28 protein-coding genes are annotated in these 25,937 nt (G+C 70.4%); 22 read left to right on the forward strand and 6 right to left on the reverse strand.

The genetic code is table 11. The features are described 5' to 3' along the window. Positions 1–176: 176 nt before the first annotated feature. Positions 177–1,523, reverse strand: coding sequence for an aspartate aminotransferase family protein (locus FHP08_RS00265; RefSeq protein WP_147702315.1), 1,347 nt, complete (start codon positions 1,521–1,523; stop codon positions 177–179). A gap of 163 nt (positions 1,524–1,686) precedes the next feature. Between FHP08_RS00265 and argE the strand changes: the two genes are divergently transcribed. The 13 genes from argE to FHP08_RS00330 all read left to right on the forward strand — a co-directional run bounded on the left by argE (position 1,687) and on the right by FHP08_RS00330 (position 13,395). After that, positions 1,687–2,865: an acetylornithine deacetylase gene (gene argE, locus FHP08_RS00270; RefSeq protein ID WP_147702316.1), complete on the forward strand. Its 1,179-nt coding sequence runs from the start codon at positions 1,687–1,689 to the stop codon at positions 2,863–2,865. 139 nt (positions 2,866–3,004) lie between these two features. After that, positions 3,005–3,985 carry a tripartite tricarboxylate transporter substrate binding protein gene (locus tag FHP08_RS00275; RefSeq protein WP_147702317.1) on the forward strand — a complete coding sequence of 327 codons (981 nt, stop codon included), beginning with the start codon at positions 3,005–3,007 and terminating at the stop codon, positions 3,983–3,985. 103 nt (positions 3,986–4,088) lie between these two features. Continuing rightward, a complete protein-coding gene (locus FHP08_RS00280; RefSeq protein WP_187272108.1) occupies positions 4,089–4,544 on the forward strand; it encodes a tripartite tricarboxylate transporter TctB family protein in 456 nt (151 codons plus the stop codon). An 18-nt stretch (positions 4,545–4,562) separates the two neighbouring features. Then, positions 4,563–6,047: a tripartite tricarboxylate transporter permease gene (locus FHP08_RS00285; RefSeq protein WP_147702319.1), complete on the forward strand. Its 1,485-nt coding sequence runs from the start codon at positions 4,563–4,565 to the stop codon at positions 6,045–6,047. Positions 6,048–6,185: 138 nt separating this feature from the next. Further along, the gene (ccmI, locus tag FHP08_RS00290) at positions 6,186–7,454 is read left to right on the forward strand and encodes a c-type cytochrome biogenesis protein CcmI (protein ID WP_147702320.1); all 1,269 of its coding nucleotides are present in this window, start codon (positions 6,186–6,188) and stop codon (positions 7,452–7,454) included. Next, the gene (gene ccmA, locus FHP08_RS00295) at positions 7,451–8,083 is read left to right on the forward strand and encodes a cytochrome c biogenesis heme-transporting ATPase CcmA (protein WP_222707785.1); all 633 of its coding nucleotides are present in this window, start codon (positions 7,451–7,453) and stop codon (positions 8,081–8,083) included. Before ccmI ends, ccmA begins: the two co-directional genes overlap by 4 nt. 2 nt (positions 8,084–8,085) lie before the next feature. Then, positions 8,086–8,820, forward strand: a complete 735-nt coding sequence (gene ccmB / locus FHP08_RS00300; RefSeq protein ID WP_225878973.1) for a heme exporter protein CcmB — start codon at positions 8,086–8,088, stop codon at positions 8,818–8,820. A 1-nt stretch (position 8,821) separates the two neighbouring features. Then, positions 8,822–9,571: a heme ABC transporter permease CcmC gene (ccmC, locus tag FHP08_RS00305; RefSeq protein WP_147702321.1), complete on the forward strand. Its 750-nt coding sequence runs from the start codon at positions 8,822–8,824 to the stop codon at positions 9,569–9,571. Next, positions 9,568–9,756, forward strand: a complete 189-nt coding sequence (gene ccmD, locus FHP08_RS00310) for a heme exporter protein CcmD (protein WP_147702322.1) — start codon at positions 9,568–9,570, stop codon at positions 9,754–9,756. Before ccmC ends, ccmD begins: the two co-directional genes overlap by 4 nt. Further along, the gene (gene ccmE, locus FHP08_RS00315; RefSeq protein ID WP_147702323.1) at positions 9,753–10,220 is read left to right on the forward strand and encodes a cytochrome c maturation protein CcmE; all 468 of its coding nucleotides are present in this window, start codon (positions 9,753–9,755) and stop codon (positions 10,218–10,220) included. Before ccmD ends, ccmE begins: the two co-directional genes overlap by 4 nt. 52 nt (positions 10,221–10,272) lie before the next feature. Continuing rightward, positions 10,273–12,264 carry a heme lyase CcmF/NrfE family subunit gene (locus FHP08_RS00320; protein ID WP_147702324.1) on the forward strand — a complete coding sequence of 664 codons (1,992 nt, stop codon included), beginning with the start codon at positions 10,273–10,275 and terminating at the stop codon, positions 12,262–12,264. A 19-nt stretch (positions 12,265–12,283) separates the two neighbouring features. Next, positions 12,284–12,814, forward strand: coding sequence for a DsbE family thiol:disulfide interchange protein (locus FHP08_RS00325; protein ID WP_147703073.1), 531 nt, complete (start codon positions 12,284–12,286; stop codon positions 12,812–12,814). After that, the gene (locus FHP08_RS00330; protein WP_147702325.1) at positions 12,814–13,395 is read left to right on the forward strand and encodes a cytochrome c-type biogenesis protein; all 582 of its coding nucleotides are present in this window, start codon (positions 12,814–12,816) and stop codon (positions 13,393–13,395) included. Before FHP08_RS00325 ends, FHP08_RS00330 begins: the two co-directional genes overlap by 1 nt. A 54-nt stretch (positions 13,396–13,449) precedes the next feature. Here FHP08_RS00330 and FHP08_RS00335 read toward each other — a convergent pair whose 3' ends face one another. Both FHP08_RS00335 and FHP08_RS00340 read right to left on the reverse strand, forming a co-directional pair. Continuing rightward, the gene (locus tag FHP08_RS00335; RefSeq protein ID WP_147702326.1) at positions 13,450–14,748 is read right to left on the reverse strand and encodes an MFS transporter; all 1,299 of its coding nucleotides are present in this window, start codon (positions 14,746–14,748) and stop codon (positions 13,450–13,452) included. Further along, a complete protein-coding gene (locus FHP08_RS00340) occupies positions 14,748–15,338 on the reverse strand; it encodes a copper chaperone PCu(A)C (RefSeq protein WP_225878974.1) in 591 nt (196 codons plus the stop codon). The genes FHP08_RS00335 and FHP08_RS00340 overlap by 1 nt, the downstream gene beginning before the upstream one ends. A gap of 164 nt (positions 15,339–15,502) precedes the next feature. On the opposite strand from FHP08_RS00340, the gene FHP08_RS00345 reads away from it, so the two are divergent. Next, a complete protein-coding gene (locus FHP08_RS00345) occupies positions 15,503–16,300 on the forward strand; it encodes a sulfite exporter TauE/SafE family protein (RefSeq protein WP_147702327.1) in 798 nt (265 codons plus the stop codon). A gap of 8 nt (positions 16,301–16,308) precedes the next feature. On the opposite strand, the gene FHP08_RS00350 is transcribed toward FHP08_RS00345, so the two are convergent. Continuing rightward, entirely contained in the window at positions 16,309–16,854 is a 546-nt protein-coding gene (locus FHP08_RS00350; protein ID WP_147702328.1) for a C40 family peptidase, read from the reverse strand. A gap of 189 nt (positions 16,855–17,043) precedes the next feature. On the opposite strand from FHP08_RS00350, the gene FHP08_RS00355 reads away from it, so the two are divergent. The 3 genes from FHP08_RS00355 (at position 17,044) to FHP08_RS00365 (ending at position 18,928) form a co-directional block, all read left to right on the forward strand. Next, positions 17,044–17,805, forward strand: coding sequence for an SDR family oxidoreductase (locus FHP08_RS00355; protein ID WP_147702329.1), 762 nt, complete (start codon positions 17,044–17,046; stop codon positions 17,803–17,805). Between the two features lie 32 nt (positions 17,806–17,837). Continuing rightward, positions 17,838–18,047: a hypothetical protein gene (locus tag FHP08_RS00360; RefSeq protein ID WP_147702330.1), complete on the forward strand. Its 210-nt coding sequence runs from the start codon at positions 17,838–17,840 to the stop codon at positions 18,045–18,047. 62 nt (positions 18,048–18,109) lie between these two features. Beyond that, positions 18,110–18,928, forward strand: coding sequence for an EcsC family protein (locus tag FHP08_RS00365; protein WP_225878975.1), 819 nt, complete (start codon positions 18,110–18,112; stop codon positions 18,926–18,928). A 4-nt stretch (positions 18,929–18,932) separates the two neighbouring features. Here FHP08_RS00365 and FHP08_RS00370 read toward each other — a convergent pair whose 3' ends face one another. Beyond that, positions 18,933–19,856, reverse strand: coding sequence for a LysR family transcriptional regulator (locus tag FHP08_RS00370; RefSeq protein ID WP_147702331.1), 924 nt, complete (start codon positions 19,854–19,856; stop codon positions 18,933–18,935). 99 nt (positions 19,857–19,955) lie between these two features. On the opposite strand from FHP08_RS00370, the gene FHP08_RS00375 reads away from it, so the two are divergent. From FHP08_RS00375 to FHP08_RS00395, 5 genes are read left to right on the forward strand one after another with little or no spacing between them, the layout of a single operon-like run. Continuing rightward, entirely contained in the window at positions 19,956–21,203 is a 1,248-nt protein-coding gene (locus tag FHP08_RS00375; RefSeq protein ID WP_147702332.1) for a CaiB/BaiF CoA transferase family protein, read from the forward strand. 38 nt (positions 21,204–21,241) lie between these two features. Next, on the forward strand, positions 21,242–21,721 hold the full coding sequence (locus FHP08_RS00380; protein ID WP_147702333.1) for a MaoC family dehydratase: 480 nt from the start codon (positions 21,242–21,244) through the stop codon (positions 21,719–21,721). A 28-nt stretch (positions 21,722–21,749) separates the two neighbouring features. Next, entirely contained in the window at positions 21,750–22,730 is a 981-nt protein-coding gene (locus FHP08_RS00385) for a Bug family tripartite tricarboxylate transporter substrate binding protein (RefSeq protein WP_147702334.1), read from the forward strand. A 52-nt stretch (positions 22,731–22,782) separates the two neighbouring features. Continuing rightward, positions 22,783–23,934 carry an acyl-CoA dehydrogenase family protein gene (locus tag FHP08_RS00390; RefSeq protein ID WP_147702335.1) on the forward strand — a complete coding sequence of 384 codons (1,152 nt, stop codon included), beginning with the start codon at positions 22,783–22,785 and terminating at the stop codon, positions 23,932–23,934. Between the two features lie 14 nt (positions 23,935–23,948). Beyond that, on the forward strand, positions 23,949–24,992 hold the full coding sequence (locus FHP08_RS00395; protein ID WP_147702336.1) for an acyl-CoA dehydrogenase family protein: 1,044 nt from the start codon (positions 23,949–23,951) through the stop codon (positions 24,990–24,992). Here FHP08_RS00395 and FHP08_RS00400 read toward each other — a convergent pair. Then, positions 24,978–25,928, reverse strand: coding sequence for a LysR family transcriptional regulator (locus FHP08_RS00400; protein WP_147702337.1), 951 nt, complete (start codon positions 25,926–25,928; stop codon positions 24,978–24,980). The two genes, FHP08_RS00395 and FHP08_RS00400, sit on opposite strands and share 15 nt — an antisense overlap. Positions 25,929–25,937 lie beyond the last annotated feature (9 nt).

Here is a 25,937-nt window from a genome sequence, read left to right on the forward strand (position 1 = left end):
GCGAAGCGAGAGCGGAACGCTGTCCGAGGCCCGCCGCAGGCGGGGCGAGTTGCGTTCCGCGACGGGGCTGAGCGCCCGCGCGACCAAGCGTTTCCGCGAAGCGGACAGCGCACCCGGGACCCGGCGCAGGCATCGGGCCCCCGGCCGCGCCGCGCAAAGTGCGCGCCGTGTCAGCCTTACTCGAGCGCCGAAAGCACCTTCCGAAGCGTCGAAACGATGCGCTCGATGTGCGCCGACTCCAGGATCAGCGGCGGCGACATCGCGATCGTGTCGCCGGTCACGCGGATCATCAGCCCCTCGTCGAAGGCTGCGACCATCGCATCGTAGGCGCGCGCGCCCACCACGCCGTTGCGCGGCGACAGTTCGATCGCGCCGACCAGGCCGATGTTGCGGATGTCGATCACGTTGGGAAGGTCACGCAGCGAGTGCATCGCGTCTTCCCATTCCTTCTCGAGCCTCGTGGCGCGAGTGAGCAGGCCTTCGCGCTGGTAGATGTCGAGCGTGGCGATGCCGGCTGCGCAGGCGACCGGATGGCCCGAGTAGGTATAGCCGTGGAACAGCTCGATCATCCCCTCGGGGCCGTTCATGAAGGCGTCGTGCACCTTGGCGGTGGCGAACACCGCGCCCATCGGGATCGTGGCGTTGGTGAGCCCCTTGGCGGTGGTGAACAGGTCGGGCTTGACGCCGAAGCGGTCGGCCGCGAAGGGTGTGCCGAGCCGGCCGAAGCCGGTGATGACCTCGTCGAAGATCAGCAGGATGCCGTGCTTGTCGCACAGCGCGCGCAGCTTCTCGAGATAGCCCTTGGGCGGCAGCAGCACGCCGGTGGACCCCGCCACCGGCTCGACGATGACCGCGGCGATGGTCTCGGCGCCGTGCAGGGCCACCAGTCGCTCGAGATCGTCGGCCAGGTGGGCGCCCCAGGCCGGCTGGCCGCGCGAGAAGGCGTTGTGCTCGAGATCGTGCGTGTGGGGCAGGTGGTCGACCGCCGGCAGCAGCGCGCCGGAGAAGGCCTTGCGGTTGTTGACCATGCCGCCCACCGAGATGCCGCCAAAGCCCACCCCGTGGTAGCCGCGCTCGCGGCCGATCAGGCGGGTGCGCTGGGCCTCGCCGCGCACCCGATGATAGGCGAGCGCGATCTTGAGCGCGGTGTCGACGGCCTCGGAGCCGGAGTTGACGTAGAAGACCTTGTCGAAGCCCTTGGGCGCGATCTCGATCAGGCGGTTGGCGAACTCGAAGCCGATCGGGTGGCCGAACTGGAACGAGGGCGCGAAGTCCATCTCCTGCAGCTGGCGGGCGGCGGCCGCGACGATTTCCTCGCGACCATGCCCGGCATTCACGCACCAGAGACCCGAGGTCGCGTCGAGGATCTCCCGCCCTTCCGGCGTCTTGTAGAAGACGCCCTTGGCCGAGGACACCAGCCTGGGATTGGCCTTGAACTGCCGGTTGGCGGTGAAAGGCATCCACCAGTGGCTCAGGTCGACGGCGGCTTCTGCGGTCAGGCGCTTGTTCTCGGGGGCATTCATCGATGACTCCTGTGCGTGCGGGCTGGACGCTGAGGCAGCCGCCCGGGAATTGACGAAAAGGCGCCGGATTGCCGGTGCTTCCGGAGATTGCGCCATGGTAGCGCGCTAAACTGCGCCGACCAATCCCCGTAACGCCCCGACACTGCCGCAGGCATCCCGAAAAATGACCGACAAGCGCCCGCAAGCCCCCCTCGCCACCCTGGAAAGGCTGGTCGCCTTCGACACCGTCAGCGCCAACAGCAACGCGGCGCTGATCGACTGGGCCGCCGAACGGCTGGAAGCCGTGGGCGCCAAGGTCATGGTCCAGCACGCGCCGGAGCCCGGCAAGGCCAACCTGTTCGCCACGATCGGTCCGGAGGACGTGCCGGGCCTGATGCTGTCGGGTCACTCCGACGTGGTGCCGGTGGCCGGCCAGGCCTGGACGACAGATCCCTTCGTGCTGACCCGCAAGGGCGACAATCTGTACGCCCGCGGCTCGGCCGACATGAAGGGCTTCATCGCCTGCGTGCTCGACGCGGCGCCGCGCTTTGCCGCGGGCGGACTGAAGCAGCCGCTGCACGTCGCCCTCTCCTACAACGAGGAAACGAACATGCACGGCATGCGGCAGTTGGCCGGGCACCTGGCCAGCGCGCCGGTCAAGCCGGCCGCCTGCCTGATCGGCGAGCCGACCTCGATGCAGGTGGTGGTCGCCAACAAGGGCGCGGCGGGCTTCAAGGTCAAGGTGCGCGGCCACTCGGTGCATTCGTCGCTTCGCGACAGCGGGGTCTCGGCGGTCGAGATCGCCGCCGAGATCATCCACTTCGTGAGCGAACTGCAGCAGGAACTGCGCGCGGCGGCCCGCCACGACGGCTTCGAGTTCCCGCACACCAGCGTGCACGTGGGCCGCATCCAGGGCGGCACCGCCCACAACATCACCGCGAAGGACTGCGAGTTCCTGCTCGAGATCCGCGCCCTGCCCGGCCAGCGCGCCACCGACATCCTGGCCCGCATCCGGGCCTTCTGCGACGGGCTGGAGCCGGCCATGAAGGCGATCTCGCCCGAGTGCGGCATCGCGATCGAGGAGGTCTTCGACACGCCGGCGCTCGACGAACGCGGCAACACCTACCTGGCCAAGGCGATCATGCCGCTGTGCGGTCACTTCGTGCCGGGCCGCGTGAGCTTCGGCACCGAAGCCGGCATCCTTCAGGACATCGGGGTGCCCACCGTCGTCTGCGGACCGGGCCGCATCGCGGTGGCCCACCAGCCGGACGAGCACGTCGAAGTCGAGCAACTCGAGCAATGCATGAAATTCCTGTTCGTGTTAGCCGAACGAATGGAGCAAGGCATTTCGCTTCGGGGCTGAAAGGGCCGGCCGGCATCCCCGTGGATCGCCGACCGTTTGCCTGGTGTACTTGTATACCAGTACGATTGACGCCCGTTGCGCGCCGGCCAGGCCGGCCGCGAGCGATCGCAGCACAAACGACCCCAGAGGAGAACCGCAAATGAAACGTCGCAACCTGCTCGGCGCGCTCAGCGCCACCGCAGCCGCCCTGAGCTTCGGCCTGGCCAGCGCGCCGGCCATGGCCGCCTGGCCCGAGCGCCCCATCCAGATGATCGTGCCCTGGGGCGCCGGCGGCGGCACCGATGCCGTGGCCCGCTTCATGGCGGCCGAACTCGAGAAGGAACTGGGCCAGCCGGTCAACGTGGTCAACCGGACCGGCGGCAGCGGCGTCGTCGGCCACCAGGCCATCGCCATGAGCAAGCCCGACGGCTACACGCTGGGCCTGGTGACCGTCGAGATCGCGATGATGCGGCACGCCGGCCTGACCCAGCTGAGCTACAAGGACCTCACGCCGGTGGCGCTGGTCAACTACGATCCGAACGCGGTGTTCGTGCGGGCCGACTCCCCGATCAAGACCGCGCAGGATCTGCTCGACGCCGCCAAGGCCAATCCGGGCAAGATGAAGTCGGCCGGCACCGGCCAGGGCGGCATCTGGCACCTGGGCCTGGCGGGCATGCTGGTCGAGTCCAAGCTGGCAGGCGACGCCATCACCTGGGTGCCCAGCCAGGGCGCCGCACCCGGCCTGCAGGACCTGGTCGCCGGCGGCCTCGACATGGTCTCGTGCTCGCTGCCCGAGGCCCGCGCGCTGATCGACGCCGGCCGGGTACGCCCGCTGGTCCTGATGGACACCAAGCCCGACAACCTGTTCCCGAAGGTGCCGCTGCTCAAGGACGTCACCGGCAGCAACTGGACCAACGGCGCCTGGCGCGGCATCGCGGGTCCGAAGGGCATGCCGCAGGACATCGTGGACAAGCTGGCGGCCGCCGCCAAGAAGATCTACGACTCGAAGGCCTACGCAGACTTCCTCGCCTCGCGCGGCTTCGGCGCCACCTGGGGCGGTCCGAAGGAATTCGGCGACTTCATGGCCAAGGAAGACGAGTCCAAGGGCGCGGTCATGAAGGCCGTCGGCCTGGCGAAGTAAGCGCCTGACAGCGCCTCGCGGCGGCCGCAACGGCCGCCGCGCTCTCTCTCTTTCCGTTCCCTGCTCTCTCCGTTCCCCACCCTCCGAGGCCCGCGTCGTGCGCGTGAACGATACCGTCATCGGCGCAGTGCTGCTCGCGCTGTCGCTCGTCGTGCTCTGGCACGTCAAGGATTTCCCCGCGATCCCCGGACAGCCCTATGGCGCGGCCCTGTACCCGATCGTGGTTGCCGCGGGTCTGGCGATCGCCTCGGTGCTGCTGCTCCTGCAAGGGCTGCGCAGCGGCGAACCGGTGTTCGCTGCCCAGGCGACATCGCGCCGCGGATTGCTGGCGTTCGCCGTGACGCTGGGCTCGCTGTTCTTCTACGTGCTGGCTGTCGACGCGCTCGGCTTCATCGTCTGCTCGCTGCTGATGCTGTCCGCGCTGATGTGGAGCTACGGCGTGCGCGCGTCCCGGGTCGTTCCGGTCGCGATCGTGGCGACCCTCATCATCCACACCGGCTTCTACAAGCTGCTCAAGGTCCCCCTGCCCTGGGGCCTGCTGCAGCCGATCGCCTGGTAAGCGCCCACGGAGCTCACGATGGAAGCCGTACTCACTGCCCTGCAAATGGTCGCCAGCATGGACGTGCTGCTGGCGATGCTCGGCTCCGCCCTGTTCGGGCTCTTCGTCGGCGCCGTCCCCGGACTCACCGCCACGATGGCCACCGCCCTGCTGGTGCCGATCACCTTCTTCCTGCCGCCGATCCCGGCGGTGGCCGTCATGGTGACCGCCACCGCCATGGCGATCTTCGCCGGCGACATCCCCGGCTGCCTGGTGCGCATCCCGGGCACGCCTGCCTCGGCGGCCTACGTCGACGAATCCTATGCAATGACCCGCAAGGGCCAGGCCGAGACCGCGCTGGGCATCGCGCTGGTCTTCTCGGCAATCGGCGGCCTGTTCGGCACCCTGGTGCTGATCTTCGCGGCACCCTCGCTGGCCGAGTTCGCGCTCCAGTTCAGCTCCTTCGAGTACTTCTGGCTGGTGCTGCTGGGACTCACCTGCGCGGTGTTCATCGCCGGCGACCAGCCGCTGCGCGGCATGGTCACGCTGTTCCTGGGCCTGCTGTTCGGCGCGGTGGGCCTGGAGAATCCGGCCGCGCACCCGCGCTTCACCTTCGGCAATGCCGACCTGCTGGGCGGCGTGAGCCTGATCCCCGCGATGATCGGGCTGTTCGCGGTTTCCGAGATCCTGCGCTTTTCGGTCGCGCCGACCCAGATCGACGCGGTCAAGGCCCAGGTGGGCTCGGTCTTCCGCGGCATGGGCGGCATGATCATCAAGTACCGCAAGCAGACCCTGCGCGGCAGCCTTCTCGGGACCGCGGTCGGCGCGCTGCCCGGGGCCGGCGCAGACATGGCGGCCTGGATGTCCTACGCCTTGAGCCGGAAGACCTCGAAGGAGCCCGAGAAGTTCGGCACCGGCCACCCCGAGGGCCTGGTCGAGGCCGGCGCCGCCAACAACAGCGCGCTGGCCAGCGCGTGGATTCCCGCCCTGGTGTTCGGAATCCCCGGCGACTCGATCACCGCGATCGTGATCGGCGTGCTGTACATGAAGAACATGAACCCGGGGCCCACGATCTTCATCAACAGCCCCGAGAACATCTACGCGGTGTTCGCGGTGTTCATCCTGGCCAACCTGCTCATGCTGCCGCTGGGTTGGCTGTGCATCAAGGCCGCCACCCGGCTGCTGCGCACCCCGCGCAACATCCTGATGCCGGTGATCCTGATGTTCTGCGTGGTCGGTTCGTTCGCGATCAACAATTCCCCGTTCGACCTGTGGATCCTGATCGGCTTCGGCCTGCTCGGCTGGTTCCTCGAGGCGCACAGATTCCCCATCGCACCGGCCATCCTCGGAATGCTGCTCGGCAAGATGCTCGAGGAGAACTTCATCACCTCGATGATCAAGTCCGAAGGCAATCTTCTGGGCTTCGTCGACCGGCCGGTGTCGGCTGGGCTCGCCGTGTTCACCGTGCTCGTCTGGGTGCTGTCGGGCTGGTTCGCGCTTAAGCGGCGAATGGCCAGGAACTGACGCCGGGGCAGAAGAGGCGCTCGCCCCGGCGCGGATGACCATGGCGCACTGCCTGACCCCGGAAAGGTCTTCCCGGCCTGTGCGACAATCGTCAGTTTTCCGGAACGCTGGGGCGTCACCGTCCCGCCGCTGCCTCTGATGCTGCTCTGGGTTTCCATCGCGCTCCTGACCCTGGTCGTGACCGCGGCCGTGGTGTGGCCGCTCTTCTCGCGCAAGTCGATTGCGGTCGCCGACGACGATCTCGACCGACGGCTCGCGGTGTTCCGCGACCGCCGCGACGAGATCGGGCGCGAGCGCGACGCCGGCCGCCTCACCGACGCCGAGGCCGAGCAGGCGCTGGCCGACCTGCTTCGCCAGATGGCCGAGGAACTGCCGCCGGAAGCGATCGCCGACGCCGGGCAACCGGCGCCGCAGGATGCGCAGGCATCCCGCTCGCGTACGCCGAGGCTCGCGGGCCTCGCGCTCGCGGTGCTGCTGCCGCTGGTCGCGGTCGGCGCCTATCGCGCGGTGGGCTCGCCCGAGATCGCACTGGCCCAGCTCGAAGGCCGCTCCGGCGACCTCGCCGGCAGCCCCCAGGCGCAATTCGACGCGCTGGTGGCCGAGATCGAGGCGCGGCTGCGCGCGAACCCCAAGGACGGCGAGGCCTGGGCGGTGCTGGCCGAGGCCTACAAGATGATCGGCGATCACGGCGCCGCGATCGAGGCCTTCGGCAAGGCGACCGGCCTGCTGCCGCCCAATGCCCGCTTGCTTGCCGACTACGCCGAATCCACCGCGCTCGCCGCAGGCGGCGACTTCTCCGGCCGACCGACCGAGCTGCTCGAGCAGGCACTGGCCGCCGACCCGAACGACCCCAAGGCGATCGCGCTGATGGGCGCCGCGCGCTACCGGGCCGGCGACCTGCCCGCGGCGCGCCGCTATCTCGCCCAGTTGCTCGGCACGCTGCCGCCCGGCTCGCAGGATGCGACGCAGATCGGCGAGGTCGTGGCGCGGATCGACGCCGAACTCGCCGCGCGCGGCCAGACGCCTGCCTCCGGCGGGCAGCCTGCGGCGCCGACGGGCCCTGCCGTTCTGAGCGGCCGAGTGGAGCTCGCCCCGGCGCTGTCCGGCAAGGTGCCTGCGGGCGCCACGCTCTTCGTGATCGCCCGGGCGGCTGAGGGCCCCCGGATTCCGGTCGCCGTGCTGCGCCAGCCGGCCGATTCGCTGCCGCTGGCCTTCGAGCTGGGCGACGACAATGCGATGGATCCCTCGCGCCTGCTGTCGACCGTCGGCGAGATCGTGCTGGAGGCCCGCATCAGCCCTTCGGGCGACGCGATGCGCAAGCCGGGAGACCTGATCGGCGAGACGGTCGCGGCGAAACCGGGCAACACCGGCATCACCCTCGTGGTCGACCGGGTCGTCGAACAGTGACCGCCGGTATCGCCGTGAGCGGACTGGCCTGCGCCGCCGGCATCCGGACGCTGTTCTCGGGGCTGGGCTTCGAGGTGCCGCCCGGCGACTGGCTCGCGCTGACCGGGCCGAACGGCACCGGCAAGACGACCCTGCTGCGCGCGGTCGCCGGCCTGGTGCGGCCCATCGCGGGCGAGGTCCGCTGGAACGGTGCGCCGCGCCGAGTCTCCTCGCCGGAGTGGCACGCCGCCTGCCTGTTCCAGGGGCACGCGGCCGGCTGGAAGGACAACCTGGCTGCGGGCGAGAACCTGCGCCTGCAGCGCGAGCTCGACGGCGCGGACCGCGCGCCGCCCCCCGCCGAACTGCTCGCCTGGGTGGGCCTGGCGCGCCAGGCGAAGCTGCCCTTCGGGCGGCTGTCGGCCGGCCAGCGGCGGCGCGTGTCGCTGGCCCGGCTGGCCGCATCCCAGCGTCCGCTCTGGCTGCTCGACGAACCGGCCACCGCGCTCGACACCGCCGGCCAGACGCTGTTCGGCGAGTTGCTCGACGCCCACCTCGCGCGCGGCGGGATCGCGATCGTGGCGACCCACCAGCGGCTGCCGGTGAGCAGCGCGCCGATCGAGCTGTCGCTCGGCGACTACGCGGGAGCCTGAGCGTGACCTCGTCTTCGGACATGCCCGCTGGCCGCGCTCCGGAGATCCGCGACGCCCCGATCTTCGGCGTGGTCGGCGCCGTGGCCTGGGCCTGCCGGCGCGACCTGAAGCTGGCCGCGCAGTCGCGTGCCGAGCTGGCGGTGGTGCTGCTGTTCTTCCTGCTGGTGGCCAGCCTGTTTCCGCTCGCGGTGAGCCCAGACCCGCAACTCCTGCGCGCCATCGCCTCGGGCATCGCCTGGGTGGCGGCCCTGCTGGCCACGCTGCTGGGCCTGCCCAGGCTGTTCGCGGCCGACTGGGCCGACGGCACGCTCGAGCAGATCCTGCTGGCGCCGGCCCCCCTGCCGGCCCTGGTGGCGGGCAAGGTGCTGGCCCACTGGCTGGCCACCGGCCTGCCGCTGGTCCTGCTGGCGCCGCTGGCCGGCCTGCAGTTCGGCCTGCCGCCCGAGGCCATCGCGGTGCTGGTGGCGTCGCTGGCACTGGGCACGCCCATCCTTTCCTGGCTGGGTGCGGTCACCGCGGCGCTCACGCTCGGCGCGCGCGGTGGCGCCTCGCTGCTCGCCCTGCTGGTCCTGCCACTGGCGGTACCGGTGCTGATCTTCGGCGCCGGGTCGGTCGAATCGGAGATGGCCGGGCTGGGCGCGGGCGCGCACCTTTCGCTGCTCGGCGCCGGGCTGATCCTGGCCTGGCTGTTCGGCCCGTTCGCCGCGGCGCTCGCGGTTAGAATTGCACACGAATGACATGACAGGCAGTTTCTGGTTCCAGTTCGCCTCGCCCGCGCGCTTCTATCCGCTGGCCGGCCGCATGATCCCGTGGTTCGGCTGGACCGCCGCGGTGCTCGCGATCGCCGGGCTCTACGTGGGCTTCTTCGTCGCGCCCACCGACTGGCAGCAGGGCGAGTCCTACCGGATCATCTTCATCCACGTGCCTGCGGCGTGGATGGCGATGTTCATCTATCTGGTGATGGCCTTCTGGTGCGCCCTGTCGCTGGTGCTGAACACGCGGCTGTCGGCCATGATGGCGCAGGCACTGGCGCCCACCGGCGCGATGTTCGCCTTCGCGTCGCTGTGGACCGGCGCCTTCTGGGGCCGGCCCACCTGGGGCACCTACTGGGTCTGGGACGCACGCCTCACGTCCACGCTCATCCTGCTCTTCCTGTATCTGGGCTACATGGCGCTGCGCGCCGCGATCGACGATCCCCGCCGGGCCGACCGCGCCACCGCGCTTCTTGCCCTTGTGGGCGTGGTCAACGTGCCGATCATCTACTTCTCGGTGCGCTGGTGGAACACGCTGCACCAGGGCGCCACGATCTCGATGACCGCCGCGCCCAAGATGGCCGAGACCATGCTCACCGCGATGCTGCTGATGACCTTCGCCGCCTGGGCCTACGCGATCGCGGTTGCGCTGCACCGGGTGCGCAGCATCATGATCGAGCGCGAGGCGCTCAACGACTGGGTGGCCGACCTGCGCCGCGCGGAGGGCGCGAAATGAGCGAATGGCTGGCGATGGGCGGCCACGGCTTCTACATCTGGAGCTCGTACGCGATGATGGCCTTGTGCGTGGCCGCCGAGATGTGGTCGCTGCGACAGCGCCGTAAGGCCGCATGGCAGCGCGTGGACGAAGCTCGGGAAGAACACGAGTCGGCCCGGCCGGCTCGCAGAACGGAAACCGAATGAAACCGCGTCACAAGAGACTGATCCTGATCCTGGTGGGCCTGGCCGCGATCGGCGTGGCCGCCGCGCTGGTGCTCAACGCCTTCCGCAGCAACCTGGTCTTCTTCTACACGCCCAGCGAGATCGCCGAAGGCAAGGCGCCCGCCGGTCGGCCGTTCCGCGTGGGCGGCCTGGTCGAGACCGGCAGCCTGAAGCGCGTGGGCGACGGCACCAGCGTGGTGTTCGTGGTCACCGACAGCGCGAAGTCGATCCAGGTGTCCTACACCGGCATCCTTCCCGACCTGTTCAAGGAGGGCAAGGGCGTGGTCGCGCAGGGCTCGATCCAGCCCGACGGCAGCTTCCGCGCCAGCGAGGTGCTGGCCAAGCACGACGAGAACTACATGCCGCCCGAGGCGGCCGAGGCGCTGGAGCGCGCCGGCCACCCGATGGACAAGACACCGCAGTACCAGCAGTACAAGAAGCAGTGACCGGCGGGCGCGGCCGACCGCGCCGCCGCCGTCGCATCGAACAGGAGCAGCCATGACTGCCGAACTCGGACATTTCGCGATTGCCCTGGCCCTGGCCGTGTCGGTCGCGCTGGGCGTGCTGCCGATGGCAGGAAGCTTCATGCGCGGGACCGCTGGCGCGCGCCTGATGGCGGTCGCGCGGCCCGCCTCGCACGCGCTGTTCGCGCTCACGCTGCTCGGTTTCGGCTGCCTGATCGCGCTGTTCGTGAACAACGACTTCACCGTGTCGCTGGTCGCCACCCATTCCAACCTGCACCTGCCGCTGCACTACCGGGTCGCGGCAAGTTGGGGCTCGCACGAGGGCTCGATCCTGCTGTGGGTGCTGATGCTGGCCGGCTGGACCTCGGCTGTGGCGATGTTCTCCGGATCGCTGCCCGCGGCGCTGCGGGCGCGCATCCTCGCCACGATGGGCCTGGTGGCGATCGGCTTCCTGCTGTTCACGCTGTTCACCTCCAATCCCTTCGAACGGCTGCTGCCGCCGCCGGCCGACGGCCGCGACCTGAACCCGCTGTTGCAGGATCCGGGCATGGTGTTCCACCCGCCGCTGCTCTACATGGGCTACGTGGGCCTGTCGGTGGCCTTCGCCTTCGCGGTGGCGGGCCTGCTGGGTGGGCGCTTCGACGCGGCCTGGGCGCGCTGGGCGCGGCCCTGGACCACGGTGGCCTGGGCCTTCCTGACGCTGGGCATCGCGCTGGGCTCGTTCTGGGCCTACTACGAGCTGGGATGGGGCGGCTGGTGGTTCTGGGACCCGGTCGAGAACGCCTCCTTCATGCCCTGGCTGGTGGCCACCGCGCTGATCCACTCGCTGGCGGTCACCGAGAAGCGCGGCACCTTCCGCAGCTGGACCGTGCTGCTGGCAATCCTGGGCTTCAGCCTGAGCCTGCTCGGCACCTTCCTGGTCCGCTCGGGCGTGCTCACCTCGGTGCACGCCTTCGCCACCGACCCCACCCGCGGCATCTACATCCTGATCTTCCTGGCCACCGTGATCGGCGGCTCCCTCACGCTGTTCGCCTGGCGCGCCCAGGCGATCGGCAACGGGCCCTCGTTCGGCGCGGTGTCGCGCGAGTCGATGCTGCTGGCCAACAACATCGTGCTGGTCGTGGCCATGGCCGCGGTGCTGCTCGGCACGCTGTATCCGCTGGTGCTCGACACGCTGGGCATGGGCAAGATCTCGGTGGGCCCGCCCTACTTCGACACGGTCTTCCTGCCGCTGATGGCGCCCGCCTTGTTCCTGATGGGCATCGGCCCGCTGGCCCGCTGGAAGCGCACCGGAATCCCCGAGCTGGTTCACAAGCTGCGCTGGGCCTTCGTGGTGGCCGCGGTCGCTTCGCTGCTGCTGCCGCTCACCGTCGACGGCTTCCGGCCGATGACCAGCCTGGGCCTGATGTTCGCGCTGTGGATCGCCGGCAGCGTGGGGGTGGCGCTGCTCGACATGCTGCGCGGCCACGACGGCAAGCTGGCCCTGCGCCGTGCGCGGATGCATCCGGCGAGCGCCTGGGGCATGCACCTGGCCCACCTCGGGATCGCCGTGTTCATCGTGGGCGTGACGCTGGTCAACAGCTACACCGTCGACCGCGAGCAGCGGGCCCAGCCGGGCGACACGATCGCGCTTGGCGACTACTCGCTGCGCTTCATCGGCCTGGAGGACGTCAAGGGGCCGAACTGGGACGCGGTGCGCGGCACCTTCGAGGTGCGCAAGGCCGGCAGCGACAAGGTGATCGCGGTGCTGCGCCCCGACAAGCGCAGCTATCGCGCCTCGGGCATGGCGATGACCGAGGCCGCGATCGACCGCAGCCTGCTGCGCGACGTCTACATCTCGATGGGCGAGCCGGTGGGCGGGGACGCCTGGATCGTGCGTGCCCACGTGAAGCCCTTCGTGAACTGGATCTGGCTGGGCTGCCTGTTGATGGCCGCCGGCGGCGCATTCGCCATCGCCGACCGCCGGTACCGGCGCAAGACGGCCGTGGCCGGCGCCCGCGCGGGCGCCGCCGGCCAGGCGGCCTGAACGGAGCGCTCACGTGAAGATGCTCCGCCTGCTCCTGCCCGCCGCGCTGTTCGCGGTGATCGCGCTCTTCCTCTACAAGGGACTGGACCGCAACCCGCGCGAACTGCCCTCGGCGCTCATCGGCAAGCCCGCGCCCGCCTTCACCCTGCCGGTGCTGGGCCGCGAGGGCCAGCAGTGGTCGCCGCAGGACTACGCCGGCAGGGTCTGGCTGCTCAACATCTGGGGCTCGTGGTGTGCGGCCTGCCAGATCGAGCACCCGGTGCTCGAGGATCTCGCGAAGTCCGGCGTGGTGCCCATCGTGGGCCTGGCCTGGAAGGACAAGCCCGAGGCCTCCGCCGCCTGGCTGCGCCGCTTCGGCGACCCGTACGCGCTGGTGGTCAGCGACATCGACGGTCGGGCCGGGGTGGACTGGGGCGTGTACGGCGCGCCGGAAACCTTCGTCGTCGACAAGCGCGGCACCATCCGCTTCAAGCACGTGGGCCCGGTCACGCCGGAATTGCTGCAGTCGAAGCTGCTGCCGCTGGTCAGGGAACTGCAGGGGCAGTCGTGATGGCGGGCACCTCGTTCGAACGCGCGGCATCGAAGCTCGCCGCCATTCCGCTCGCCGCCGCCTTGGCACTCGGCAGCGCACCGGCGCTGCTGGCTGCAAGCGCACCCGCGGCGGCGCAAACCGCCAGCGGCCAGCCTTACCTGGCGCCCGGCACGACCGAGAGCCTGATCACCGATCCGACCGACAAGGCCCGCTACGACAAGCTGGCGCACGAGCTGCGCTGCCTGGTCTGCCAGAACCAGACGCTGGCCGAATCCGACGCCTCGCTGGCCGCGGATCTGCGCAGGCAGGTCGAGTCGATGATCGTCGAGGGGCGAACCGACGCGCAGATCAAGTCCTACCTCGTCGAGCGCTACGGCGACTTCGTGCTCTACCGGCCGCCAGTGCAATCGAACACCTGGGCGCTCTGGTTCGGGCCCTTCGCGCTGCTGGCCATCGGCGTCGCCGTCTGGATCGGGATCAACCGGCGTCGCAGGCTGGCGAACGCCGATGCGCCGGGCCGGCCCGCGCCCGTCGAAGGCGCTGGCGCGGCCACCTCGGCCGACATCGATCGGGTCCGCAGGCTGCTGGACGAGCGCTAGACGCGGCCACGCCCGTTCTCAGCGGCGCCGCTCGCGGCCTGGCAGCGGGCGGCGTCAGCCCGACGCGCCGCCTGCCCCGCCACCCGATCGGCTGGCGGACACCGCGCGCGCGAAGCGTTGACTGTCGTGACCCCTGATCGCCGCGGCAATCGCCACGGTGCAGGCCGCAGCCACGCCCGTCGCGATCCAGGTCGAGGACCAGCCGCCGCTGTACTGGGCCAGGGCCGCGATCACCGGCGGCAGCAGGATCTGTCCGCTGGCCGAGCCCTGCTGCATCAGGCCCACCGTGGTGGACACCGCGGCCGGATTAGGCGCATAGAAGGGCGCGGTGGCGAACAGTGTGCCGGGAATCAGCCCGCCCACGACGGACAGCACCACGATGGCCGCGTAGCGCAGTGCGAAGGGCGCCTCGGTGCCGAAGGCGATCCAGGCGCACAGGGCCATCGAGGCACCGGCGAAAGCGATCAGCGAATGGCGCTGGAAGCCCTGCTGCAGCAGCAGGCCCGCCGCCAGGTTGCCCGCGACGTTGGCGATGACCGCCAGCGCGGTCAGCAGCGCGCCCAGGGACTGAGCCACGCCGGCATCCGCATAGACGCTCGGCAGGAAGCTGAAGATGCCGACGAACTGTCCGGCATAGAAAAGAAAGCAGAGCGCCAGCAGCCAGGGGCCGATCCGGATGACCGTGGCCCAGGCGTTGGCCGCGAGCGGCGCGCGGCCGGGCCCGGTCGCCGCCTCGGCCCCCGGCCGTGAACCGGTTGCCGACGCCGCCCCCGAGCCCGCCGGCGTACCCGGCTGGGCCCGCGGCAGCGCGAAGGCGATCATCGCGGCCCAGCCGATCCCTGCCAGGGCGGTACCCCACCACGCCGCGCGCCAGCCGGCAGCCTGCATCAGCCAGGGCGTCACCACCAGGGCCAGGCCCATGCCTGCCGGCATGTAGGCCGCCCAGGCGCCGAGCCAGCCCCTCAGTTGCGAGGCCGGCACGCACTGGCGCAGCAGGGCCGGCCCCGGCAGCACCGCCATCAGGAAGCCCGCGCTCTCGATCGCGCGGCTCGTGAAGAGCACCGCCGGCGAGCTGGCCATCGCGCCGGCGGCGCTGGCCGATCCCATCGCGAGCAGGCCGGCCGCCATGACCCGGCGCGGGCCGAAACCATCGGCGATCGCGCCGCCAGCGATGCCGAACAGCGCGCCGGCGAACATGAAAAGCGAGACCATCCAGCTGACCTGCACCAGACTCAGGCCGAACTCGGCCTGCAGCGCGAGCAGCGCCGGGGGCAGCTTCCCGAAGTTCAGCGCGGCGACGATGCCGGTGCCGACGACGATCGCCGCCGAGCCGGTGCCGCCGCGCACCGTCATCAGTTCTTCGAGCCGGGCATCGCTGCGCCGTGCGGCACGCCCTGCTGGTGCATGCCGCTTCCGGCCGGGCCGCCCATGGCGCCCATGGACTCGACCTTGAAGGTCACCTCGACCTCGCCCGCCTTCTCGAAGCGCAGCTTGACCGGGAAGGACTCGCCCGCCTTCAGCGGCGCCGTCAGGTCGATGAACATCATGTGCAGGCCGCCCGGCCGCAGTTCGACACGCTTTCCGGTCGGCAGGTCGATGGCCGTAACCTCGCGCATGCGCATCACGTTGTTCTCCATGGACATCGAGTGCAATTCGACCTTGGCCGACACCGGCGAGGACGCGCCCATGAGCTTGTCGTCGGCCCCGGCATTCTCCAGCATCAGGAAACCGCCGCCCACGGCTGCGCCGGGCGCGGTGGCGCGCGCCCAGGGGCTGCCGATCGACACCTGTCCGACCTTGGCGGCTACGGCCATCGCTGCGCCGGCCTGGTTCTGCTGCTGCATGTGCTGCTGCATCGGCGCCTGGGCCAGCGCGATCGAGGCCACGGCGGACACGCCGAGTACGGCCAGTGTCTTGACGGAAAAAACGGAACGGGAATTCATGTCGATGCCTGCCGGATGAGGGTTGGCGGAGGAAGATCCGGCAACGGAGATGCCGGATCGCAGGGAGCCATCGGAACGCGCTCGGCCCGCATTCTAGCTACCCGGACGCGGGTACATTGGACCTCGGTCAAGCAGCCGGCCGCACTTCGACTCAATTCGCAGCCATGCAGTTCACCGTCTACGCCGCAATCGGCGCGCTGATCGGCTTCTTCTCCGGCCTTCTGGGCATCGGCGGCGGCGCCGTCCAGACCCCGCTCACCGTATTGGCATTCGAGGCGCACGGCCTGCCCCGGGAGCATATCGCGCACATCGCGGTGGGAACGGGCGTGGCCTCGATCGCCTTTACCGCGGCCGCCAGCACCCTGGCCCACCACCGGCACGGCGCGGTGGACTGGTTCCTGCTCGGCCGGCTCACGCCCGGGCTGCTCGCGGGCGGCTTCGCCGGCGGCTACGTGGCCCAGCTGCTGCCCACCGCCTGGCTCGCGATCGTGCTGGCGGTGTTCATCGGATACGCCTCGGCCGCGATGGTCTTCGAGCTGCGCCCGGCGCCGCACCGGGGCCTGCCAGGGGCGGCAGGCCTGGCCGCCCTGGGCACCGCCGTCGGCATGATGTCGACCATGGTGGGCGCCGGCGGCGCGGTGCTGCTGGTGCCGGCGCTGACCTGGTTCAACGTGCCGTTTCGCCGCGCGATCGGGACCGGCGCCGCGATCGGCCTGCCGATCGCCTTCACCGGCACCATCGCCCACGTGCTGGGCGGGCTCGGCGAGCCCGGCTTGCCCGAGGGCGCGGTGGGCTACGTCTGGCTACCGGCCCTGGTTCCCTTCGTGATCGCCAGCATGCTGCTGGCGCCGGCCGGCGCGAGGCTTTCGCACCGGGTGCCGGCGCGCACGCTGCGCCGCGTGTTCGCCGGCACCATGTTCCTGCTGGCGATCCGGATGGCGTGGTCGCTGGCGCGGGGGTGAGCGCGCGATCAGACCCGCCGCACCCCCGAGAACCGAGGCCGCCAGTAACGCGCGTGCACGCCGTCGAGCCTGACCACCCCGCCGGTGGACGGCGCGTGCACGAAGCGGCCGTTGCCCACGTAGATGCCGGCGTGCGAGAAGCGCCCGGCCGTGTCGAAGAGCACGATGTCGCCGGTGCGCACGGTGCGATAGCGCACCGGCTGGCCGGCCTGCGCGATCTGCCTGACCGTGCGCGGCAGGGGATGACCCGCAGCCTCGCGAAACACGTAGACGATCAGTCCGCTGCAGTCGAAGCCGCCGTCGGGCGTGTTGCCACCGTAGCGATAAGGCGTGTCGACCAGGCTGAGCGCCAGGAAGGCGGCCTCGCGGGCCAGTTCGTCGGGAACGTTGCCGGGACCGTCGGCCGCGGAGTCGCCGGGCGCGGGCCAGGCGTCGGTCGGCGCAGCCGCTCGATACGACGGGCCCGAGGCGCAGGCGGACAACAAGGCCGCGCCGAAACCACCCAGCGATGCGAGCACGCGCCGGCGCGCAACAGACGGGGTTTCGGTCGTCATCCTGGACGTCATTCCGGACGGCATCACGGACTGCGAAACCGACGGCGAAGGCGACGAGTCGATCGATTCGATGGTCATGGCGCGATTCCTTTCGTGCGGCGTTGTGACCATGGCCGAGTCTAGGTTGCATCGCCCGGACGAATCAAGCAGTCGCGCTACAGTACGAGCCCCGACCAGGAGACTTCCCACATGAACGCAACGAACGCCTCGCGCGTGATGATCGTGACCGGCGGCAGCCGCGGCATCGGCGCCGCCACCGTGGTGCTGGCCGCCAACCAGGGCTACGACGTGTGCTTCAGCTACGCCGGCAACACCAAGCGCGCCAAGGACGTGGTCGCCGCCGCCCACGGCGCCGGCGGCCGCGTGCTCGCGGTGCAGGCGGACATGTCCACCGACGCCGGCGTGCGCAAGCTGTTCGACGCCTGCGATGCCGAATTCGGCGCGCCCGACGCGCTGGTGAACAACGCCGGCACCACCGGCCCGATCCGCAAGGTGGCCGACATCGACGCCGACACGCTGCGCGCGGTGTTCGAGCTCAACGTGACCGGCTACTTCCTGGCCGCGCGCGAAGCGATCCGCAGGATGTCGACCGCTCGCGGCGGCAAGGGCGGTGCGATCGTCAACGTGTCATCGCGCGCGGCGCCGCTGGGCGGCGGCGGCGAATGGGTGCACTACGCGGCCAGCAAGGGCGCGACCGACACTTTCACCATCGGCCTGGCGCGCGAGGTGGGTGCCGAAGGCATCCGGGTGAACGCGGTGCGCCCCGGCCTGATCGACACCGAGTTGCACGCCGCTGCCGGCGCGCCAGATCGCCTCACGCGGCTCATGAGCGGCGTGCCGATGGGCCGCGCGGGCTCGGCCGAAGAAGTGGCCGAGACCATCCTGTGGCTGGCCGGGCCGCAGTCTTCGTATGTGAGCGGGGCGTTGGTCGACGTGTCGGGGGCGCGCTGAAGGTGATAGACCTCCACGAGCTCCGCGCCGGCTTGGACCGGAGCCTGCCCCCCGGCAATCGCCCTGCCCTGCCGGTCATCGACTTCCAGCGCGCTGTCCGCCCTTCGTGGTGCACGACTGAGTGGCCGACCGCTCGCCCGCACGGCACCAACCCGTGCAACCTGATCGACATGCACAGCAAGTACGGGGCGGTGGCGGGGCTCGACGAGATGCGGGAAATCCTCGCGTCGCGCGGCCGGTGACTCGGGAGATGCGGCCGGCATCGTGTTTCTCGTACCAGACAGAATGAATTCCTTGTCCACACGTGAAACGCTTTAGCCTCGAGGCCATGACCCTGTCCGACTTCGACCTCCAGACCCTCGCGCAAGCCAGACGCCTGCTCGAGAACCCCGGCCTCGCCGTCAAGCTGGCCAACGTGGTGGGCAAGCCCATCGAGAAGGGCTTCGAGATGCTGCCGCCGCGCTGGCGCGACCAGGTGGGCGAGATCACCCACAAGGCGCTCGACGTGGCCTTGAAGACGGCGCTCGTCTCGATGCGCGAGCGCCCGACCGCCGCCCGCCCCCGCATGCACAAGCTCGCGGCCACGGTGAGCGGCGCGGCGGGCGGCGCCTTCGGGCTGGGCGCCCTGGCGCTCGAGCTGCCGGTGTCCACCACGATCATCTGCCGATCGATCGCCGACATCGCCCGCGCGGAGGGCGAAGACCTGGAGCAACCCGAGGCGCGCCTGGCCTGCCTGGAGGTGTTCGCACTGGGCGGACCGGCCTCGTCCGACGACGCGTCCGAGACCAGCTACTTCGCGATGCGCGCCGCGCTGTCGCGCGCGGTTTCCGAGGCGGCCGAGCACCTGGCCACCAGGCAGGCCACCGACGCCGGCGCCCCGGCGCTGGTGCGACTGGTAGCGCTGATCGCCGCGCGCTTCAAGATCCAGGTGTCGCAGAAGGCCGCCGCGATGGCGGTCCCGCTGGTGGGCGCCGCCGGCGGCGCCACGCTGAACTACCTGTTCATCGATCACTTCCAGGAAATGAGCCGCGGGCACTTCGCGGTTCGCCGGCTGGAAAGAAAATACGGGGCGGGGGCGGTGCGACGCGCCTACGAAGCCATCAAGCCTTCGCCAGCACCCTAGAGCGTCACACACCCGATCGAGGGTCGCCGATCGGCCGGGCGCCGCCCAACAGCACCTCCCGCAACCGCTCCGCCGACGGCGACACCCCCTCCTCCCGCGTAACCACCGACAGCCCCAGCCGCCCGGCGGTGTCCACGCCCGACAGCGCCACGAAGCGCACCCGGTCGTTGGCGTAGCCGGCGGCCACCGAGGGCACCAGCGCCACGCCCAGGCCGCTTCCCACCAGGCTGACCACCGTCTGCACCTGGGTGGCCTCCTGGCCAAGGCGCGGCGCGAAGCCGGCTTCGCGGCAGACCTTCTCCACCGTGCTGCGCAGGCCGGGCACCTGCGACTCGGAGAACAGCACGAAGGGCTCGTCGCGCAGCGCGGCCAGCCGAAGCCTGCGCCGGGCGGCCAGCGGGTGACCGGCCGGCAGCACCGCCACGAACTGGTCCGACTCCGCCAGGTCGATGCGCAGTCCTTCCTGGTCCGCCACCGGGCCGCGGATCGCGCCGATGTCGGCCCTTCCCTCGCGCACCATGTCGATCACGCTCAGCGTCGTGCCCTCCACCAGCTCCAGCCTCACCTTGGGATAGCGTTCGCGAAAGGCCGGCAGGCAGCGCGGCAGCAGCGAGTAGGTGGCCGAACCCACGAAGCCCAGCCGCAGCGCGCCCCATTCGCCCAGCGCGGCCAGCCGCGCGTTCTGACGGCCCTGCTCGGCATGGCGCAAGGCGCGCCGGGCCTCGGGCATCAATGCCTGGCCTGCGGCGGTGAGCCGCACGCCGCGCGGCCCACGGTCGAAGAGCCGCGCGCCCACCGCATCTTCGAGCTTGCGGATCGACACGCTGATCGCGGGCTGGGCCAGGTAGAGCTGCTCGGCGGCGCGCCGGTAGCTGCCGGATTCGGCGATGGCGATGAACTGTTCGAGCTGGCGGAGTTCGAGTTGCATGGCGGCAGATGCGTGACCCACGCGTGATCGTTTTTCATTATCGCTCGTTTCTACTTCGATATTGGACAAGCAAACCTCGACGGATCCATGATCGGCGCCATGTCACCGAACCCCGATCGTCCGCTGGCCCCGCCGGCAGGGCGCCCAGCCGCCCCCTCGACAGACCGCCCCGCCCCCGCCCTGGCCGGCGTCCGCGTCCTCGACCTCGGCTCGGTCGTCTTCGGTCCCTACTGCACGCAGACCCTGGCCGACTACGGCGCCGACGTGATCAAGATCGAGTCGCCCGAAGGCGACAGCACGCGCTTCACCGGCCCGGCGCACGAGCGCGGCCGCTCGGCGATATTCCTGGGCGTGAATCGCAACAAGCGCAGCGTGGTGCTGGACCTGAAGCGCCCCGAGGCGCGCGAGGCACTGCTGGCGCTGGTCGACTCGGCCGACGTGTTCATCCACAGCGTGCGGCCGCAGAAGCTCGCCAAGCTGGGACTCGACGCGGACACGCTGCGCGCGCGCAACCCGCGGCTGGTCTACGTGGGCCTGCACGGCTTCGGCGATGGCGGCCCCTATTCCGGGCAGCCGGCCTACGACGACATCATCCAGGGCATGAGCGGCATCGCCGACCTGATGCAGCGCCAGTCGGGCACGCCGGCCTACTTCCCGACCATCGCCGCCGACAAGACCTGCGGGCAGGTGGCCGCGCACGCGGTGCTGGCGGCGCTCTTCCAGCGCGAGCGCACCGGCCGCGGCCAGGTGGTCGAGGTGCCGATGTTCGAGACGATGGCTTCGTTCGTGCTCGCCGAGCACCTGTACGCGCATCACCTGGGCGGCGAGGAGATCGGCTATCCGCGCGTGCTGGCGCCCTGGCGCAAGCCTTATCGCACGGCGGACGGCTTCGTCTGCATGATGCCGTACACCAACGCGCACTGGCGCGCCTTCTTCGAGCACACCGGCCACTCGGAGCTGGCCGCCGACCCGCGCTTCACCGACATCGCCGCGCGCACCCGCAACATCGCCGAGCTGTACCGGCTCACCGGCGAGATCGTGGCCGCGCGCGACACCGCGCACTGGCTGGACCTGTGCGTGCGACTCGAGATCCCCGCGGCCCGGATGAACCGGCTCGAGGACCTGGAACACGACCCGCACTTGCACGCGGTGGGCTTGTTCCAGGACCTGGAAGACGAAACAGGCCGCGCCTACCGCTTCACCCGCAACCCGGTGCGGCTGTCCGACAGCAAGGTGCCGCCGGTGCTGCCGCCGCGCCTGGGCGAGCACACCCGCGAAGTACTGGCGGAGGCCGGCCTGACCGCCGACGCGATCGAGCGGCTGCTCGCGAACCCGAAAGCGGCGTGAGCCGCGAGCGCGCCCAAGCTTCACGAGGAGACTGAACGATGAACACCCCCGCACCCGACAAGCCCACCGTGCTCGGCCACGGCTTCTACTGGCAGGACATCTCCGTGGGCCAGAAGTTCCGAACCTTCCGGCGCACCGTGACCGAGACCGACCTGGTCAACTTCATCAACACCACCGGCATGCTCGAGGCCATCTTCATCGAGGCGGGCTACGAACTGGGCGCGATCAGGGGCCGGCCGGTGCCGGCGGCGCTCACCTACTCGCTGATCGAGGGCTTCATCCTGCAGTCGATGATCCAGGGCACCGGCCTGGCGATGCTCGAGCTGCACAAGAAGATCCTCGGCCCGGTGGTGGTGGGCGACACGATCGGCGCCGAGATCGAGATCACCGCGCTGCGCCCCACCTCGAAGAACAACCGCGCGATCGTCACGTCGCGCATCGACGTCTACAACCAGCGCAACGAGATGGTGCTGACCTATACCGCCACGCGGATGCTGGCCGGACGGCCGGGCGCCTGACACGACACTTTCAACGGAGACACGCACGATGACCACGATCCGCCGCACCCTCCTGAAGCTGGCCGCCATCGGCCTGGCCGCCGGCGCCGCGCCCGCGCTGCACGCGCAGGCCGCCTGGCCCACCCAGCCGGTGAGGATGGTGATCCCCTTCCCGCCCGGCGGCCCCACCGACCTGGTGGGCCGCGTGATCGCGCAGGCGCTTTCGGAGCAACTGGGCCAGAACGTGATCGTGGAGAACAAGCCGGGCGCCAACGCGAACATCGCGGCCGAGTTGGTGGCGCGTGCGCCGGCCGACGGCTACACCTTCATGTACAACACCTCGTCGCTCGCGCTGAGCGCGGTGCTCTACAGCAAGCTGAACTACGACGCACTGAAGGACTTCGCGCCGGTGGCGCTCACCGCCGTGGTGCCGATGGTGCTGGTGGTCCACCCGAGCGTGCCGGCCAGGACCGTGCCCGAGTTCATCGAGCACCTTAGAAAGAATCCCGGCAAGCTGGTCTACGGCTCGGCAGGCAACGGCAACGTGACCCACCTGGGCGCCTTCCAGTTCCTGCAGGCCAACGGGCTCGACGCCACCCACGTGCCCTACAAGGGCAGCGCCCCGGCGCTGGTGGACCTGGCTGGCGGCCAGACGCAGTTCATGACCGACACGATCAACTCCGCCCTGCCCTACATCCGCGACGGGCGGATGCGCGCGCTGGCGGTGACCAGCGCCAGGCGCTCGCCGGTGCTGCCCGACGTGCCCACGCTGCAGGAGTCGGGCATGGCCGGCTTCGAGGTCGGCGCCTGGCAGGGCGTGGTCATGCCGGCCAAGACCCCGCCCGAGATCGTGAACAAGCTCAACGCCGAGATCGCGAAGGCGCTGAAAAACCCGGCGGTGCTCGAGAAGCTCGCCGCGCAGGGCGCGCAACCGCTGGGCTCCACGCCCGACGAGTACGGCGCCTACCTGCGCAGCGAGATCCAGCGCTGGGGCGCAGTGGCCAAGGCCACCGGCGCGAAGCTCGACTGAGCTCGACTGAGCTCGCCCCGGCCCCCTGCCCGAGCCGCTTCCCGGACCCGCGATGACGATGCAACTCGATTTCGCCCCCGCCCGGATCCCCGACGTCGACGAGGCCTTGCGCCCGAAGATCCGCGCATTCATCGCCGAACGCATCGGTCGCTATCCGGCGGAGGTGCGCGCGCGCACCTGGATGGCCTTCGACGCGCAATTCAGCCGCGACATGGGGGAACACGGCTGGATCGGGCTGTCGCTGCCCGAGCGCTGGGGGGGCCAGGGGCGCGGCGCCTTCGCGCGCTACGTGGTCGTCGAGGAACTGCTCGCGGCTGGCGCGCCGGTGTCGGCGCACTGGATCGCCGATCGGCAGAGCGGCCCGCTGATCCTGAAGTACGGCACCGACACGCTGCGCGCGCGCCACCTGCCGGGCATCTGCCGCGGCGAACAGTTCTTCTGCATCGGCATGAGCGAGCCGAACTCCGGCTCGGACCTGGCCTCGGTGGGCACCCGCGCGCGCCGCGGCGACGGCGGCTGGATCGTCGACGGCCGCAAGATCTGGACGACCAACGCGCACCGCTCTCACTACATGATCGCGCTGGTGCGCACCAGCGGCGCGGCCGAGGACCGGCACAAGGGATTGAGCCAGCTGATCGTGGATCTGGCGTCGCCGGGCATCACCATCCGGCCGATCCGCGATCTTGCCGGTGACGCGCACTTCAACGAGGTCTTCTTCGACGACGTGTTCGTGCCCGACGACTCGCTGATCGGCAACGAGGGCGACGGCTGGAAGCAGGTCACCTCGGAGCTGGCCTTCGAGCGCAGCGGGCCCGAGCGGATCCTGTCGTCGATCGTGCTGCTGGACATGCTCGTTCGGCGGGTCGCCGAGCGGGCGAGCGGGGCCGCGCGCCACGACGTCGGCCGCGCAGTGGCCACGATGACCGCGCTGCGCAGCATGTCGGTGTCGATCGCAGCGCGGCTCGAGCAGGGCGAGGAACCGGTTCTCGAGGCGGCGCTGGTCAAGGAGCTGGGCACCACGCTCGAGCAGTCCATTCCCGAGCTGGCGGTTCGCCACCTGGGCGACGCCGAGGCGGCCCACGCCGCCGACGACCTGGCCCGCGTGCTGCACGACACCACGCTGCTCGCGCAGTCCTTCTCGCTGCGCGGCGGCACCCGCGAGATCCTGCGCGGCATGATCGCCCGCGGCCTCGGCCTGCGCTGACCGGAGGCACGACCATGTACGCAATGATCGAGGACAGCCTGGCGCGGATGCTGGATGACGCGGGCGGCAAACTCGGGTCAGGCACGGATGCCACGCAGGCCGCCGATGCCCCGCGAGCGCTGCTCGCGCAACTGCACGAGGCCGGCATGCTCGACCTGCTGGTCTCCGAGGACGGCGAGCCGCCGATGGCCTGGGCCGACGCCGCGCGGCTCTTTATGCTGCTTGGCGCGAAGGCGCCCGAGGCGCCGGTGGCCGACGCGATCCTGGCGCGGTCGCTGGTCGCCGGCCGGATCCAGGGCCTGCCGGCGTTCACGGTGCTGGCAGGGAACCTGGACGGCGATGCGCTCACGCTCGACCGATCTGCCAGCGCCGCGCGCGTGAGCGGCACGGTGCAGGGCGTGCCCTGGGGCGCAGCGGCCGACGTGGTTGTCGCGCCCCTCTCCGACGGCATCGTCGTGCTCCCCCGCCCCGCCACGGTGTCCATCCGCGGCTTCGGCGTCGAGCCTCGCGCGGCCTGGACCTTCGCGGCAGCCGAGCCGCTCGCCGTGCTCGACTGCCCGGCGGGCATCGCCACCGCCCTGCTCGCCTCGGCCACGCGCGCCGCGCAGATCGCTGGCGCGATGCGCGCCGCGCGCGAGCTCACGATCGGCTACGCGAACGATCGCGTGCAGTTCGGAAAGCCCATCGGCCGCCAGCAGGCGGTGCAGCACCGGATCGCGGTAATGGCCGAGCACTCGGCGTTGGTCGCCGCGGCCGCGATGCTGGCCTGGGCCGGCGACGGCCCGCCCGACTCGCCGGATCGCGTGGCCACCGCCAAGGGCCTGGCGAGCGAGTACGCCGGCGAGGTCGCCGCGGCCGCGCACGCGGTGCATGGCGCGATCGGATTCACCGAGGAATACGCGCTGCAGCGCCTCACCCGCCGGATGTGGCAGTGGCGCAGCGAGCACGGCGGCGCCGCGGCCTGCTTCGAGGCGATCGGCGCGCGGGTGCTTGCCGGACCGCAGGAGAGCGTCTGGGATCGCGTGGTGCGCTCGACAGACCTCTCAAGCCCGTCGTGATACCGGCGCTCGCCCGCTCACGCGCCTGCCCTCGATGTCGCGATTCACGCTCGAGGCGGGCGGCCTGGCGATCAGAAGGTCGTACAAGGCTTGCGCCGCGAACGAGAACGGGCGACCGCGCGGCCGGACGATGAACACGCGCCGGACCAGGCCCTTGAACCTCAGCTCACGGTGAACGAGATCCGGGTGGTGAAAATCGTAGAGATTGAACTCCGGGATCGCGGTGACGCCAAGCCCCGCGCGCACCATCCCGATCACCGTCGGTAGCTGTTCGACCTCCATGACAGCATTGGCCTGATATGGACGAAGCGCAGTTTCGAGGTAACGGCTGACGATGCTGTTCCTGACCTGATAGATCAGCCTCTCCTCGGCGAGGTCCTTCACCCTGATTCGCGATGTCGACGCCAGCCGGTGATCGTGACGGCAAACCAGGTGGAAGCGATCCGTGCAGTATGCCGACGACTGGAGCTCGCTGTCATCGACCGATACCGTGGCGATGCAAAAATCGGCCCGCCCACTGCGCACGCGGGCGATGCCTCGCTCTGACAGAACGTCGGCCACCTCGAGCCGAATGCCAGGATAGGTGCAATTGAATTCCGCCAGCAATGGCGGGAGCCAGCCCGCCGCGAGGGAGGGAAGCACCGCGACCGAGACTCGGCCGCGTCGGCGCTCGACATGGTCGCGTACGTCGTTCAGCGCCGACTCGAACTCCTGCAAGACACGACGAGCTGACGCCTCGAAGACCCGGCCCTCGGTGGTGAGCTCGACGTTTCGCGTGTCCCTGAAGAAGAGCCTCGCGCCGACGCTCTCTTCCAGAGCGCCGATCATCGCACTGAAAGCGGGCTGTGACAGATGGATCGCCTCAGCCGCTCGGGTGAAATTTCGCAGCTGAGCGAGCAGCAGAAACGCGCGAAGTTGCCGGGTCGATAGATTCATCGGTTTTTT

Origin of the sequence: Zeimonas arvi, from assembly GCF_008039575.1 — a bacterium.
GTDB classification, from domain to species: domain Bacteria; phylum Pseudomonadota; class Gammaproteobacteria; order Burkholderiales; family Burkholderiaceae_E; genus Zeimonas; species Zeimonas arvi.